The organism is Saliphagus infecundisoli (assembly GCF_020177375.1).
Lineage (GTDB): Archaea > Halobacteriota > Halobacteria > Halobacteriales > Natrialbaceae > Saliphagus > Saliphagus infecundisoli.
The window spans coordinates 140,790-154,750 of the sequence record NZ_JAIWHV010000001.1 but is presented as its reverse complement, the minus strand read 5'-3'; the positions used below and the strand labels follow the sequence as shown (position 1 = coordinate 154,750).

Here is a 13,961-nt window from a genome sequence, read left to right as displayed (position 1 = left end):
CGCTACCCGTTGGCATGAGCCGTGACCGGGCTCTGTTGGAGCGAGCCCTGGACCGTGGCGAGAGCGAGGGCGGAAACGTCGAGTTCAAGGAGCGACTCACCCGGGAGGTCCACCTGGCGGAAGGACGCCGGGAGAGCCTGGCGGCACAGCTTCGCCACCGGGTGCTCTCGGGGGACGGCGAGGCGACATACGTCCTCGGGGTCACCGACGACGGGGGACTGGCGGGGATCGACCACGACCGATTCTCGGAGACGATGGACGTCCTCTCGCTTCTCGCCGAGGAGGCCGACGCCCACATCGACGACGTCGAGACCTGGGGCGTAGGGAAAGGGTTAGTCGGCGTCGCGACGATCCGGGACGGCGCCGTCTTAGAGACCGACGACGAACACGTCGTCGTCGGCACCGCGGGCCACGTCGACCACGGCAAGTCCACGCTCGTGGGCTCGCTCGTGACGGGACGGGCGGACGACGGCGACGGCGCGACCCGGGGATTCCTGGACGTCCAGCCCCACGAGGTCGAACGCGGGCTCTCGGCGGACCTCTCGTATGCGGTCTACGGCTTCGACGACGACGGGCCGATCCGGGTGGACAACCCCGACCGGAAGGGCGACCGCGCACAGGTCGTCGAGGACGCGGACAGACTGGTGTCGTTCGTCGACACCGTCGGCCACGAGCCCTGGCTCCGGACGACCATCCGGGGACTGGTGGGACAGAAACTCGACTACGGCCTGCTGGTCGTCGCCGCCGACGACGGCCCGACCCGCACGACGAGGGAGCACCTCGGGATCCTGCTTGCGACCGAGCTGCCGACGATCGTCGCGATCACCAAGGCCGACGCGGTGGACGACGACCGGCTCGAGGAGGTCGAACGCGAGGTCGAGGGCCTGCTCCGGGAGGTCGAGAAGTCTCCCCTCCGGGTCGGACGCCACGGGGTCGACGCCGCCATCGAGGAGGTCGGCGACCGCGTGGTGCCGATCGTCGAGACCAGCGCCGTCACCGGCGAGGGCCTCGACGTCTTAGACGAACTGTTCGATCGCCTCCCCAAAACCGCAAGCGGCGACGGCGAGTTCCGGATGTACGTCGACCGGAGCTACTCGGTCACCGGCGTCGGAGCAGTGGCGTCGGGGACGGTGATGACCGGCGAGGTCGAGGCCGGCGACGAACTCCTGCTGGGCCCGATGCCCGACGGGCGCTTCCAGGAGGTCGAGGTGCGCTCGATCGAGATGCACTACCACCGGGTCGACCAGGCCCGCGCGGGCCGGATCGTCGGCATCGCGCTGAAGGGGGTCAAGGAGAGCGCCCTCGAGCGGGGAATGGCGCTCCTGCCGGCCGACGCCGATCCCGAACCGGTGAGGGAGTTCGAGGCCGAGGTCATGGTCCTGAACCATCCCACCAGAATCGGCGAGGGGTACGAGCCGGTCGTCCACGTCGAGACGATCGGCGAGGCCGCGGCCTTCTCCCCGGAGGGCGGGCGGCTGCTTCCGGGGGACACCGGCGAGGCGACGGTCCGGTTCAAGTTCCGCCCGTACCTGATCGAGGAGGGCCAGACGTTCGTCTTCCGGGAGGGACGCAGCAAGGGCGTCGGAACCGTCACCGCGGTCCACCCGGCGAGATAGCGCGAGCCGTGCCCCCTTCGAAGGCCTTTTGACCGACCGGTCAGTATCCACGACCGACTCCTGGCCGGCGTGGGGACCGGCCGGTTCGTATCCATGACGAGATACAGCTCTATTCGATGGTTCACGAAGGGGGATCGTCCGCCGGCCGACGCCGACCCGCCCGGGGTGAACCGCAGTGGTTGAGGCCGCGGGGATCGACGTCCTCAGCCTGCTGCTGGTGCTTACGGTCGCGTGGGTGTTCGGGGCGGTCTCCGAACGGCTTGGCTACCCGACGATGATGGGCGAACTGTTCGCCGGGATCGTCTTCGGGCCCGCGCTGTTGGGAATTCTCCAGCCATCCGAGCTGCTCTCCGTACTCTCGGAGCTCGGGGTTTTCCTGCTGATGGTGTACGTCGGGATGGAGGTCGACCTCCGGGAGCTGTTCCGACTGGGCCCGCAGGCACTGTTGATCGCCATCGGCGCGTTCGTCATCCCGTTCGGGCTGGGCTACGGCGCCGGGCTCTGGCTGGGCGTCTCGACGGGCGCCGCGCTCTTCTTAGGCCTGGCGATGGCCGCGACCTCGCTGGCGACGAAATCGCGGATCCTCGCCGACCTCGAGCTGCTCGACACCCGGATCGCGAACGTCCTACTCGGAGGCGCCCTCGCTTCCGACGTCGGCGTCCTGATCGCGTTCGCGGCCGTCGACAGCTACGTCACGGCCGGCAGCCTCGACGTCGCCGAGATCGGCCTCATCGTCGGGCAGGCGCTTGGCTTCTTCGCCGTGACGCTGTTCATCGGCTACCGCTTTCTCCCCCTGGCCTGGAGCCGCATCGAGGCACTGAGCGAGCGCTACGGGTTCGTGGACCGCACGACCGCCTTCACGTTCGCGTTGCTCGTCTCCCTGCTGTTCGCCCAGCTCGCGACGCTCGCCGAGCTCCACATGATCATCGGCGGCTTCGTCGCCGGGATGTTCCTCCGGCAGGCCGACGTCCAGCCGTCGCTGTACGAGCACATGCACACCGTCATCTACGACCTCGCGATGGGGTTTTTCGCGCCCGTCTTCTTCGTCACCGTCGGCTTCGAGATGACGTTCGACGTCTTCTTCGAGTCGTTCTGGATCCTCGCTGGGCTGGTCGCGATCGCCTTCCTCGGCAAGATCGTCGGCTCCTGGCTGTTCGCGCTGCCGACCCAGCTCTCCTCGCTGGAGGGGCTCGTCGTCGGCTTCGGGATGAACGGCCGGGGGACCGTCGAGATCATCATCGCCTCGGTCGCGCTCACCGCGGGCGTCATCGACCAGTCGATGTTCTCGATCCTCGTCTTCATCGCGATCTTCACCACCGCGCTCGTGCCGGCCACCGTCACCTGGGGCGTCCGTCTCCTCGAGGCCGCCGACGAACTCGTCTACGTCGAGCGCGAGGCCGATCCGGGCTGATCCCGGGCCGCCCGGTCTCCGGTTTGTCCGACGACGGTACCGGCGCGATCTCAGGTCCGCCGGTAGCCCTCCGGGGTTCGTTTCGCCAGCTCGAGCAGGCAGGCCCATCCGAGGATCCGCTCGACGCGTTCGCCCCAGACCTCGTCCAGCCGATCGCTCCAGCGGTACTGCTCGTAGGCGGGGATCTCCTCGCGAAAGCGATCGTACACCGCCTCGCTCGCCAGGGGACCGTCGGCCGTCTCGAGGATCTCGAGGACGGTCTCGACGCCGTAACACCGCTCCCGGAACCGCTCGCGGAGGCGGTCGGGATCTGGCTCCTCGCGGACCCGCGAGAAGCCGGCGGGGCCCTCGCGGGCGAGGCCCAGCGCCCGCAGGAAGGTGAGCCAGGTCCGGGCCTCGTCGCGGGGGGCGATTCCCGTTCGATCCATGATCCGGGCACAGCAGTCGTTCTCGTCGCCGGGGAACAGCGGAACGGCCTCCTGGACCTCCCCCACGAAAGCGAGGTCGTCTGGCGCCGCGGGGACGAGCTTGAACTGCATGCTCAGAGGCCGAACGATTCCGCAACGAGGTCCTCGCGGACCTCGCCGACGACGTGGGTCTCGCCGCCGAGCACGTCGATGGTCACCGTTGCGGGGGCAAACAGGTCGGCGGGGACCTCCTCGAACTCCCACTCCAGGTCGTCGAAGATCTCGGCGAACGGCCGGCCGTACTCCGCTCCGGCCGTCGAGGCGACCGCCTCGGGGTGTTCGACGGGTTCGCTGACGACGAGGTGGGCGCGGCCGCCGTAGGCGACGGCGTCGTTCGTCCGGGCGATGGCGGTCGATTCGTCGCCCGCGACGGGGGCCATCGGCGCCCGCCCCGACGCCGAGACGACGTCCCGTGGGTCGTAGCCCAGCTCCGAGAGGCGAAAGGTCGCGAGTTCGGCCGCCCGCGCGGCGTTGGTGACGCTGCCGACGACGCTCGCGGTCGGATAGGCCAGCACGAAGACGCCGCTGGGCTCGACGTCGGCGAACTCCGCGATCTGGTCGATCGCGGCCTCCGTCGGGGGTTCGTCGCTCTCGACGGCCAGCGCCGTCAGGTCGAAAGCGTCGGCGTACCCCAGCCGCTGGAACTCCTCTTCCTCGGCGACCAGCGCGCGTGCGGGCCCGCTTCCGAGCCCCTCGAAGTCCTCGGTCGTCAGTTCCCAGCTCGCCTTCTGCGAACAGAGCAGGGCGAGGGCGGGCTGGTCGGTCGAGAGTTCGACGTGGGGGATCGGGGCGCCCGCGATCTCCTCGATATCGCGCCCGGGCGTTGCGAGCCCGGCGGTCTGGATCTCGGTGGCCAGCAGTCCGGCCTCGATCCCGCCCGCGAACTCGAGTCCGCAGTCGATCACCGTCGCGCCGCGTTCGGTCTCACGGGCGCCGACCGACAGTTCCTCGGCGTACTCGAGGGCCTCGTCGACCAGCTCGATCGCCATCCGGTTGAGACTCTCCATACCCGCCCTTTGCCGTCTCCACTAAAACAGTTCCGGGAACGCACACCACGGATCGGGGCAGAACCGTCCCGTCGGCGGTATCAGCCCTCGACCTCGTAGCCGGCGTCGGCGATCGTCCGGTCGATCATCTCGGTCCCGACGGCCTCGTGGCTCACCCGAACCTCGCCGTCCTCGTGGTCGGCGGTCGCCGAGACGACGCCGTCTATGGCCTCCAGGGCCGTCCGGACGGTCTCCTCGCAGCCCTCACAGGACATTCCACGGACGTCTCGAGTGGTTTGGTCCATGCCCGCGCTACCGCCTCCGGCCTGTTTACGGTGTCGGTGCCTTCGGGGTTCGCGGCGCCGATCCGTCGCTCAGTCGGCGTCGCTCGTCGGCTCGCGGCCCAGTTCGTCGGCGACGGCCTCGACCTTCTCGGCGGCGCCCTCCGAACTCGCGCGCTTGTCGTCTACCTTGAGGACCGTGCTCACCCGGTCGGCGTCGACGGCCCCGTGGGCCGCCTCGGCCGCGGCGAACAGCTCTCCGGCGTCGTCGGCCTCGATGGTGGTCCCCATCGGCGTCGTCTCGTAGGAGACGTCGAACGCCTCCAGGGCCTCGACCGCCGCCGCGACCTCACTCGCCATGCTGTCCTCGACGACCGGCGCGACCGACAGAAACGCGATCACCGTCATGGATGGGGGACGGGCCGGATCGAGAAGTAGCTGTTCCCCGTCACGACTCCCGACCCGCGCTACGGCCAGAGCCCTCGGGCCTCGTGGGCCTCGCCGACCCGCGAGAGCGCGACGACGTACGCCGCCTCCCGCCAGGTGACCTCCCGGGCGTCGAACTCGCTCCGGACGGCCGCCCACGCCGCGTTCATTTCCGCCTCGAGTTCCTCGTTCACTCGCTCCAGGGACCACGCCCGTCGGTTGATGTCCTGGAGCCACTCGAAGTAGCTCACCGTGACCCCGCCCGCGTTCGCGAGGATGTCGGGGATCACCTGGACGCCCCGGTCGGCGAGGATCGCGTCCCCGGCGGAGGTCGTCGGCCCGTTCGCGCCCTCGACCACGATGTCGGCGGCGACCGCGTCCGCGTTCTCCTCGGTGATGACGTTGCCGAGCGCCGCGGGGACGAGCACGTCGACGTCCAGGGTGAGCAACGCCTCGTTCCCGATGACGGTGTCCGCGTGGTCGGTGACGGCCTCGGGCTCCTCGTCGTGAGAGGGGACCGCGCGGGTGTCGATCCCGTCGGGGTCGTACATCGCGCCGTTGACATCGCTGACCGCGACGATCTTCGCGCCCCAGTCGTCGAGCAGGCGCGCGGCGTTGGCGCCGACGCTGCCGTAGCCCTGGATCGCGACGGTCGTCCCCTCAAGAGGCCGGTCGTAGTACTCGCAGGCGAGTTCGGTGACGATGGCGACGCTCCGGCCGGGGGCCTCCTCGCGGCCCTCGCTGCCGCCGATCACCGGCGGCTTGCCCGTGACGACGCCCGCGATGGTCTCGCCTTCCTGCATCGAGTAGGCGTCCATCAGCCACGCCATCGTCCGCGGATCGGTGCCCATGTCGGGGGCGGGAATGTCAACGGTCGGGCCGATGACCTCCCGGAGCTCCTCGGCGAACCGCCGGGTGAGCCGTTCGGTCTCCCCGTCGCTCAGCTCCTTGGGATCGACGGCGATGCCGCCTTTCGCGCCGCCGAAGGGGAGGTCCATCACCGCACACTTCCAGGTCATCCACATTCCCAGGCCGACGCACTCGTCCCGACTCACGTCGGGATGATATCTGAGTCCGCCCTTGTAGGGACCGCGGACGCTGTCGTGTTGGGCCCGATACCCGGTGAACAGCTCGACGGTGCCGTCGTCGCGCTCGATCGGCACCGTCACCTCGTGGACCTTCGTCGGGTGTTTCAGGCGCTCGACGATGTTCGGGTCGATCTCGAGGCGGTCGGCCGCGCCCTGGAGCTGCCGGCGGGCAGTCTCGACGGCCGACTCGGGCTCGCTCCCGTCCGGGGTCGTCTCCGTGCCGTCGTCGTGGGAAGAACTGGAGGAGGCCATCGTTACTCGATCGCCGTCCATCGGTTGCGCATCGCGCCGGCACAGTCCGGACAGGTACCGGGGTTGTCCTCCGCGACGATGATCGTACCGCACTCGAAACACTCGTAGGGACTCGCTTCGTCGGGGTCGATCTCGACGTCTCTCATTGGGATCAGGCCGCCGGTCGGGGACCGGGGCTCGGTAAAACGATACTAAGTGTATAAGGGAATACTCGGTGGCTCACAGCCGAACCCCTGGTAGAGATCGGGGTTGACTATTGAACCCTCACCCGGACGCGGCGACCCGGGCGGCCCCCTCGTCGAAGATCGCCGCAAACAGCGTGCGCTGGACGGTCCGGACGTGGCCGTAGAACGCCGTCGGCGAGATGTCGAGAGCCACTGCGACGTCCTCGCCCGTGCTCTCGCGGGGTGACTCGAAGAAGCCCGCGTAGTAGGCCGTCTGGACGACCTCGAGCTGGCGGTCGGTCAACTCGCCGAGCACCCGTGACTGGAGGTCCTCGTCGGGCGCGCGATCGAGGGCCCGTTTGGCGCGCAACTCCGCGCCGCCGAACGTCTCCCGGACGAGCCGGGCGATCCCCCGGGAATCGACCGTTTCGGGCACGTCGATCGCGACCGTCGTCCCCTCGGGCTCGGCGGTGGCCTCCCGGAACACGGCGCCGTGGTCGGCCAGATCCAGCGCGACGAACGGCTCCGAGAGCCCCAGCCGGAGGATCCCCTCCTCCCCGTCGGCGCTGATTCGCCTGACGGTCTCGACGGCGACGAGGTCGGCCGCCGCCTCCGCGACGGCGTCGACGTCCTCGACGGCGACGAACACGTAACTGCCCTCCGCCGTCTGCTGGACCCCGCCACGATAGGAGAGGCCACAGCCGGCCTCGCGGGCGAGCCGGGAGAGAACGAACGTCGGGTCGTCGACGGCGAACTCAAGGCGGGTCATCGACGATGTGAGGAGGGCGTTCTTGCGTTCGATCGCGCTGATCGCGGCGGCGACGGTCTCGCCGAGTTCGGCCAGCACGTCCCGGGCAGTGCCCTCGAAGGCGTCCCTGCTCCCGGCGTAGACGGTCAACACGCCGTGAGAGAGGTCGTTGTAGACGAGCGGAACGCTCAGTACGGAGAGGTAGTCCCGTGCGAGGGCCCCCGAGCGCCAGGGCTCCTCGCGGAGCCCCGCGGCGACGTTTCCGACGAGCGTCACCTCCCCGCTGGCCGCGGCCCGGCCCGCGGGTTCGACCCCCGACCGCTCGACGGGAAACGACTGGCTGTCGAGGTATCCACCCTCGTCGCCGGCCCAGGCCCGGGGCACTACGCCGTCGCCGTCCGGGTCGACCGCCCCGATCCAGGCGAATGCGAAGCGGTCGTCGGCGGTCAGCAACTCGGGGACGGCGTGGTCGATCTCCGAGCGGGTCTCCGCGCGGACGATCGCCTGGTCGATCTCGCGGATGGTCTCGTTGATCCGGTTCAAAGCGGTGAGCTGGTCGTTGCGTTGCTGGAGGGTCCGGTCCTGTTCCCGGAGGCGGGACTCCCGGCTGACCCGGTCGAGGGCCGCCTCCGCGGTCGCGGCGAGCAGATCCGCGAGCTCCCGGCGTACCTCGTCGAAGACGCCGACTTCCGGGGAGCCGGCGACGAAGACCCCGTGGTCGCCCAGAGGGATGTAACACGCGCTCCGGAGGTCGGTCACCCGGTTGTCGAGTCGATCCGCGTCGTGGACGTCCGCGAAAAACAGCGCCTCGTCGGCGACGAAGCTGTGGCTCGGGAGCGTCTCGCCGTCGGCGTGGACCGTCGGGAGCGGGCCGTTGAGTTCCTCCATCGCCGCCGACTGGGCCGCCGGACGGAGGTCGTTCGTCTCGGCGTCGAAGAGATAGACGGCGCTCGCCTCGAGGTCGAGTACGCCCGGCGTGTCGTCGACGACGTGACCGGCGATCTCGGCGTGGGTCCCCGCGTAGAGGAAGTCCCGGGCGGTCCCCTGGAGGGTCGCCAGGGCCTCCTCGCGCTGTTTGCGCTTGGTGACGTCCCGGCAGCTATAGAGGAGCGTCCCGCCTTGAATCGAGACCTCCCGGACGTTGACCAGCAGGGTGTGTTCTCGCCCTGCTTTGTCGGTCGCCGTACACTCGATGTTCTTCAACACGCCCCGCTCGGCGAGTTCCGCCCGATCGAAGAGGTCCTCGCCCAGCAGATCCTCGATCCGTCCCAACTCGCGGATCTCGCTTGCGGTGTAGCCGAAGATGAAGTGAACGTTCGGGCAGACGTAGGTGTACGCGCCGTCCTCGTCGGTGATGAGGACGGTGTCGGTCATGTTGTTCAGCGTGACCCGGTGGAGTTCCTCCGAGCGCCGGAGATCCCGCTCTAGACTCACTCGGTCGGTGATATCGACGCCCTCGACGACGATCGAGACCGGGTCGCCGCGTTCGCCCTCGACGACGCGCACGGAGAGTTCGACGACGCGGGGGTCCTCGCTGCCGGAGGGCCGGGAGACGACCGCGCTCGCGAACCCGCCCTCGAGGGCGTTCGAGACGAGCCGTTCGACGTCCTCGGCGGCGTCCGACCAGCACGAAAGGCCCCAGAAGGGATCGCCGACGACCGCGGCGGCGTCGGTCTCGACCATCCCGCGGGCCGTCCGATTCAGCCGGCTCACGCGGCCGTTCGGCTCCAGAACCCACGTCGCCGCTCTCGCGTCGTGAAAGAGGGCGTCGAACTGCTTGGCGCGCTCGCGGCGGGTCGCGCTCCGGCGGGCCTCCCGGACGACGCGTTCGGTTCGCTCGAGAACCTCCTCGACCCCGTCATCTGCCACCTCGATCGGGACGTAGTCGGCCGCGCCGGCGCCGATGGCCTCGCTGGCGACGGCCTCGTCGCCGGACGCGGTACAGACGACGACGGGGAGAGTCGCCGTCTCCGACCGGACCGTCGAGAGGAGGTCGATCCCCGTTTCCTCGCCGAGTGCGTACTCAGTGAGGAGACAGTCGGGCGGGTCGGCGAGGGCCTCGCGGGCCCTCGCAGCCGTGGCGGCCGTCCGCACCGTCGCGTCGGTCCGGGCCTGGAGTTCGTCCTCGACGGCTCCGATCCAGTCGGTCGTCCCGACCAGCAGGAGGTGGGCGGAGTCCAGGAGGGAGTCAGTGAGGGGGACCATGGATGGTTCACAATCGAACCCCCCGCCCCATACGTTTGCCGCCGTGGTGGGGCCCGCCGCGGGGCCGAAAGGAGATGATTACTGGAAGCGGGTCGTGGCGTCCGAGGGCGTCCGGGTGTCGGCCTGCAGGTCGTCGCGGCTCTCCTCGCGACGCTCGAGGGCGTTCCCGACGAGCGTGCCGTGGGCTCGCCGGAGGCGTTCGGAGAGCGCCTGGTGGGAAACTCCGAGCTCGTCGGCCAGTTCCTCCATGTCCACCGTCCGCGGGATGTCGCAGTAACCACGCGCCAGGGCCATGGTCAGTGCCTCCTCCTGGCCGGTCGTGAGGTCGAACTGGCCCTGACGGTCCGTATCGACGATGTGCGGCGAGTGGACCTCGACGGCGATCCCGTTCCCCCGGCAGTAATCGTAGAGCCCCGAGAGCTCCTCGCGGGTCGAACAGAGCAGCCGTCGTCGGTGCCGCTGGCCGAAAGCACTGCCCCCTGTTCGTCCCTGACGAGTCGGACGAGCGGGTCGATCCGGTCCATCCGGTCCATCCGGTCCATCCGGTAGAGCCGTCGCTCGTCGTGTTCGATGACCCGCGTGACCCGCTCGACGGTCCCGTCGGACGCGAGGGCCTCCTCGACCCGACGGGGTCGCTCTCGATCCGGACGGACACTGTCATCCGACCGGGGTCGGTCGTGGCGAACTCCTCGACCGTACACCGCACGCCCCCGCCGCCGATCGTCGCCTCGAGCCGGAAGTCGGCCGCTCGATGCCGACGTCGGCGACCACGCCCTCGGCTTCGTCCGCCGCGGACGTCACCGACGACCTCCCACCGCCAGCGTGGAGGAGCCGGTTCGACCGGAGGGCGTCTCGGTGGCGCGTTCCGTTCCGGTCCGTTCGGGTCGCGTGAGACCATACCCGCGTTCGGCAATCGGGGGACCAAAAATGGTTGCGAACTTTCTCGGTTCGACCGCGGATACGAACCATCTAGATCCGTGGCGCGTCGGTCGCAGCGAACCCGCCGAAATCACCGGGGATCGGACCGAACGGACGATCCCGTCCGGTAGACGGACGGTACCGCGACTCACGACCGGTCGAACAGCAGCTCACAGAGCTTCCGTTCGGCCTCCCGGAGATGGTGGGTGAACGTCGACTGGGAGATCTCGAGGGTCTCGGAGAGCTCGCTGCCGGTCCGGTGGCGGGGCGACTCGAAGAACCCGCTCCGGTAGGCGGTCCGGATGACCTCCTCCTGGCGGGCGGTAAGCCGGTCCTCGTATGCGGTCCGGAACGTCCGCCGGCTTCCGAGGGGACGGGCCCGGGTGTGGCGCGTGAGCAGTTCGAGGTCGGGAACCCGCTCCCGGACGCCCTCGACGAACGCCCGGACGTCCGCCGAGCGGTCCAGATCGACGACGGCGGTCGCGACCCCCTCCTCGATCGACAGCGAGCTGACGACGGCATCGCCCTCCCGCAGCGTCGAGGCGAGGGTCGGCTCCGCGGGGTGAACCCGGAACGGGGAGTCGCCCTCCCGGTCGGCGATGGCGCCGACGCCCTCGATCGGGACGGCGTCCTCGGCGGCCGCGAGGAACGCCTCGGGATCGCCCACGACGGTGACGAAGACCGCGTCCGGCCCGCCGGGTCGGGGGACGATTCCCTCGACCTCGAACGTACACCCCGTTTCCCGCGAGAGCCGGGCGAGGGGCGTCTCCGAACCCCGCGAGCGGACCGTCAGCTCGACGACGCTGTCGGTCCGCCGCGTCTCGCGGGCCTCGACCGCGTGGATCGCGTGGGCAATCGTCCGGCCCAGCTCCGCCAGGACCTCGCGGTCGCGCTCGTCGGGTCGCGGGCTGGCGCCGTAGACCTTCAGGACGCCGTAGATCGATTCCTCGTAGACGAGCGGGATCGAGAGACACGATCGCCCGCCCCGCTCCAGGGCGGCCTCGCGCCACGGGCCGGCCCGGGGGTCGGTGGCGACATCGGCGACGACCTGGGTCTCCCGGCGCTCGACGGCGGCGACGATCGGGTCGTCGCGTGCGGGCTCGTCGGCCACGAGCTCCTCGACGGTGCCGGCGCCGATACCGGCCCACTCCCGGGGCTCGACCCGCCCGGCGGCGGGGTCGTACTCGCCGATCCAGGCGAACGCGAACCGGTCTGCGTCGGCCAGTCGCTCACAGACCGCCCGGTCGATCCCCGCGAGGGTGTCCGCCTGGACCAGCGCCTGATCGATGTCGCGGATGAGCGTGTTGAGCCGGTCCAGGCGCTCGAGTTCCTCGTTTTGGTCCTCGAGCTGGCGCTCCCCCTCAGCGCGGTCGAGGGCTGCCTCGATCGTCGCCGCGACGGTCCCCGCGAGGTCGACTGCCGTCTCGTCGAACCGCCCGGACTCGGTCGTCCCCAGACGGACGACGCCGTGTCTGCCGAGGGGGACCAGCGCACAGGTCTCCAGGGGAAGTTCCTCGGGCAGATCCTCCTCGACGGCGATCGCACCCCCGACGAACGCCTCCCAGATCCGCTCGTCGAACCCCTCGGGGAACCCGTCGACGTCGATGGCCGTCCCCGGATCGACGCTGCTCGCCGCCCGCTCGATCTCGCCGCGCTCGTCGTACCGCCAGAGGGCGGCGTACTCGACCCCGAGGGTCTCCCGGACGACCTCGGGGGCGCGCTCGCGGATCCCATCGGGATCGGCGTCGATCAGTTCCCGGCCGACCGCGTTCAGCCGCTCGATCGTCGCCCTGGTCCGCTTTCGCTCGGTGACGTCCTGGAAGATCACGCCGACTCGCCCCTCCGATCCGTCGCCGACCCGGAAGGCGTACAGCTCGAGGATCCGCCCCGTCGTCCGGAGTTCGCGTTCGAACCGGATCGATTCGCCCGTCTCGAGGACCTCCCGGTAGGCCTCGATCCAGCCGTCGGCCTCCTCGGGAACCACCTCCCGGATCGTCCGCCCGACGACGTCTACGACGCCGCTTTCGGCCTCGAACGCCGGGTTCGCCTCGACGAACCGGAAGTCCGTCGGCCCCTCGCCGTCGCAGCGTTCGAGGACGCAAAACCCCTCGTCGATCGACTCGAACAGCGTCCGGTAGCGGCGCTCGCTCTCGCGGAGTCGCTCGTAGGCCCGCTCTTTCGCCCGGTAGAGCTCCTGACCCCGGAGCATCACGTCGCCGGTGAGCCGGGAGTCGTCGGCCGGAAACCCCTCCAGGATCGTCTCGATCTCCCCGTCGTCGAGCCGTTCGACGACCGGCGTCACGTCCTCGACGCGGTGGATGACGTAGTCGATCTCACCCGTCGAACCGAAGACCGGCGAGTTGATCGGGTTCCACCACCGTTCGACGAACTCCCCCTCCGAGTCGGGGTCGGGGATCGGGTAATAGGTGATCGACATCACGTCGCTTTCGCCCTCCGTCTCGACGCGATCGAGGGAGTCTCTGAGCCGTGAGACGCCTTCGGCGGGATCGGCGGGATCGGCCGGGAAGACCGAAAAGAGGCTCTCGCCCAGAATCGCCTCGCGTTCGGTCATCGTCGACTCGAGGTAGGCGTCGCTGACGGCGACGATCTCGTAGCTCCCGGGTTCGACGACGAGGTAGTTGCCGGGGACGTTCTCGAACAGCTGTCGGAACGTCGATTCGGCCGCCGCCGCCTCCGCCTCCCTGCGCTCGGTGGCGTCCCGGGAGATCCCGGCGACGAACTCGACCGCGCCGTCTCCTCCCCGGATCGGGCTGAGGACGTACTCGTGGTAGCCCTCCGCGTCCGCGGGCTCGGTGTAGGGGGCCTCGCCCTGGACCGTCTCCCCGGTCTCGAACACCCGCTCGACCTCGCCCTCGAGGCGGTCGCTCTCCCTGGGGGGCGTCCCCAACTCCCGGTTCGTTCTGCCGAGGTACTCGCCGTCGGCCATCCCCCAGAACGCCTCGAGGGACTCGTTTGCGTACACCAGCTCTTTCTCGCGGTTCCAGACGTAGACGTAGTCGTCGACGTTCGAGAGGATCGCGTCGAGAAAGCGTCCCTCCCGGTCGAACTCGTCGTCGAACGGCTCCCGGCTGGCATCGTCGCCCGCCAGCACACCGTCTGCGTCCGCGCCGTCGTCGTCGATCCCGCCGACCGGCGGCCGCCACCAGACCCGACCGCGGGAGCCGACCTTCTTCGTCTCGAGGACCCCCTCCTCGACCAGGGCCTCCAGCTTGTTGTAGACGGTCCGGGAGGTACAGTCGAACTCCGTGGCGACCTCCGGGGTCGTAAGCGGCGTGCCGGGAGGAGCGAGGTCCCCTACCACCTCGAGGACCTCCCCGGGCGACGGCGCTGACCGACTCATATCCCCGGAAGCGGATCGAGGACGAAAAGGATTCCGTC

At 69.8% G+C, this 13,961-nt stretch carries 11 protein-coding genes; 2 read left to right on the top strand and 9 right to left on the bottom strand.

Annotated elements, in window-relative coordinates:
- Positions 1-14 precede the first annotated feature (14 nt).
- Positions 15-1,616 (top strand): GTPBP1 family GTP-binding protein, encoded by a 1,602-nt coding sequence (locus tag LCF40_RS00925; RefSeq protein WP_224827018.1) that lies wholly within the window; start codon positions 15-17, stop codon positions 1,614-1,616.
- 175 nt (positions 1,617-1,791) lie between these two features.
- A complete protein-coding gene (locus LCF40_RS00920; protein ID WP_224827017.1) occupies positions 1,792-3,027 on the top strand; it encodes a cation:proton antiporter in 1,236 nt (411 codons plus the stop codon).
- 50 nt (positions 3,028-3,077) lie between these two features.
- On the opposite strand, the gene LCF40_RS00915 is transcribed toward LCF40_RS00920, so the two are convergent.
- The 9 genes from LCF40_RS00915 to LCF40_RS00875 form a co-directional block, all read right to left on the bottom strand.
- Positions 3,078-3,566 (bottom strand): double winged helix-containing putative transcriptional regulator, encoded by a 489-nt coding sequence (locus LCF40_RS00915; RefSeq protein WP_114578077.1) that lies wholly within the window; start codon positions 3,564-3,566, stop codon positions 3,078-3,080.
- A gap of 2 nt (positions 3,567-3,568) precedes the next feature.
- Positions 3,569-4,501 (bottom strand): methenyltetrahydromethanopterin cyclohydrolase, encoded by a 933-nt coding sequence (gene mch, locus LCF40_RS00910; RefSeq protein ID WP_224827016.1) that lies wholly within the window; start codon positions 4,499-4,501, stop codon positions 3,569-3,571.
- Positions 4,502-4,581: 80 nt separating this feature from the next.
- On the bottom strand, positions 4,582-4,785 hold the full coding sequence (locus LCF40_RS00905) for a heavy-metal-associated domain-containing protein (RefSeq protein WP_114578079.1): 204 nt from the start codon (positions 4,783-4,785) through the stop codon (positions 4,582-4,584).
- 69 nt (positions 4,786-4,854) lie between these two features.
- Positions 4,855-5,169, bottom strand: a complete 315-nt coding sequence (locus tag LCF40_RS00900; protein ID WP_224827015.1) for an MTH1187 family thiamine-binding protein — start codon at positions 5,167-5,169, stop codon at positions 4,855-4,857.
- 59 nt (positions 5,170-5,228) lie between these two features.
- Positions 5,229-6,527 carry a glutamate dehydrogenase GdhB gene (gene gdhB / locus LCF40_RS00895; protein WP_224827567.1) on the bottom strand — a complete coding sequence of 433 codons (1,299 nt, stop codon included), beginning with the start codon at positions 6,525-6,527 and terminating at the stop codon, positions 5,229-5,231.
- Positions 6,528-6,529: 2 nt separating this feature from the next.
- Positions 6,530-6,673, bottom strand: a complete 144-nt coding sequence (locus LCF40_RS00890) for a rubrerythrin-like domain-containing protein (protein WP_114578082.1) — start codon at positions 6,671-6,673, stop codon at positions 6,530-6,532.
- Positions 6,674-6,791: 118 nt separating this feature from the next.
- The gene (locus LCF40_RS00885; RefSeq protein WP_224827014.1) at positions 6,792-9,644 is read right to left on the bottom strand and encodes a bacterio-opsin activator domain-containing protein; all 2,853 of its coding nucleotides are present in this window, start codon (positions 9,642-9,644) and stop codon (positions 6,792-6,794) included.
- A 78-nt stretch (positions 9,645-9,722) separates the two neighbouring features.
- Entirely contained in the window at positions 9,723-10,001 is a 279-nt protein-coding gene (locus LCF40_RS00880; protein ID WP_224827566.1) for a helix-turn-helix domain-containing protein, read from the bottom strand.
- A 709-nt stretch (positions 10,002-10,710) separates the two neighbouring features.
- Positions 10,711-13,923, bottom strand: a complete 3,213-nt coding sequence (locus tag LCF40_RS00875; RefSeq protein ID WP_224827013.1) for a bacterio-opsin activator domain-containing protein — start codon at positions 13,921-13,923, stop codon at positions 10,711-10,713.
- Positions 13,924-13,961: the final 38 nt, after the last annotated feature.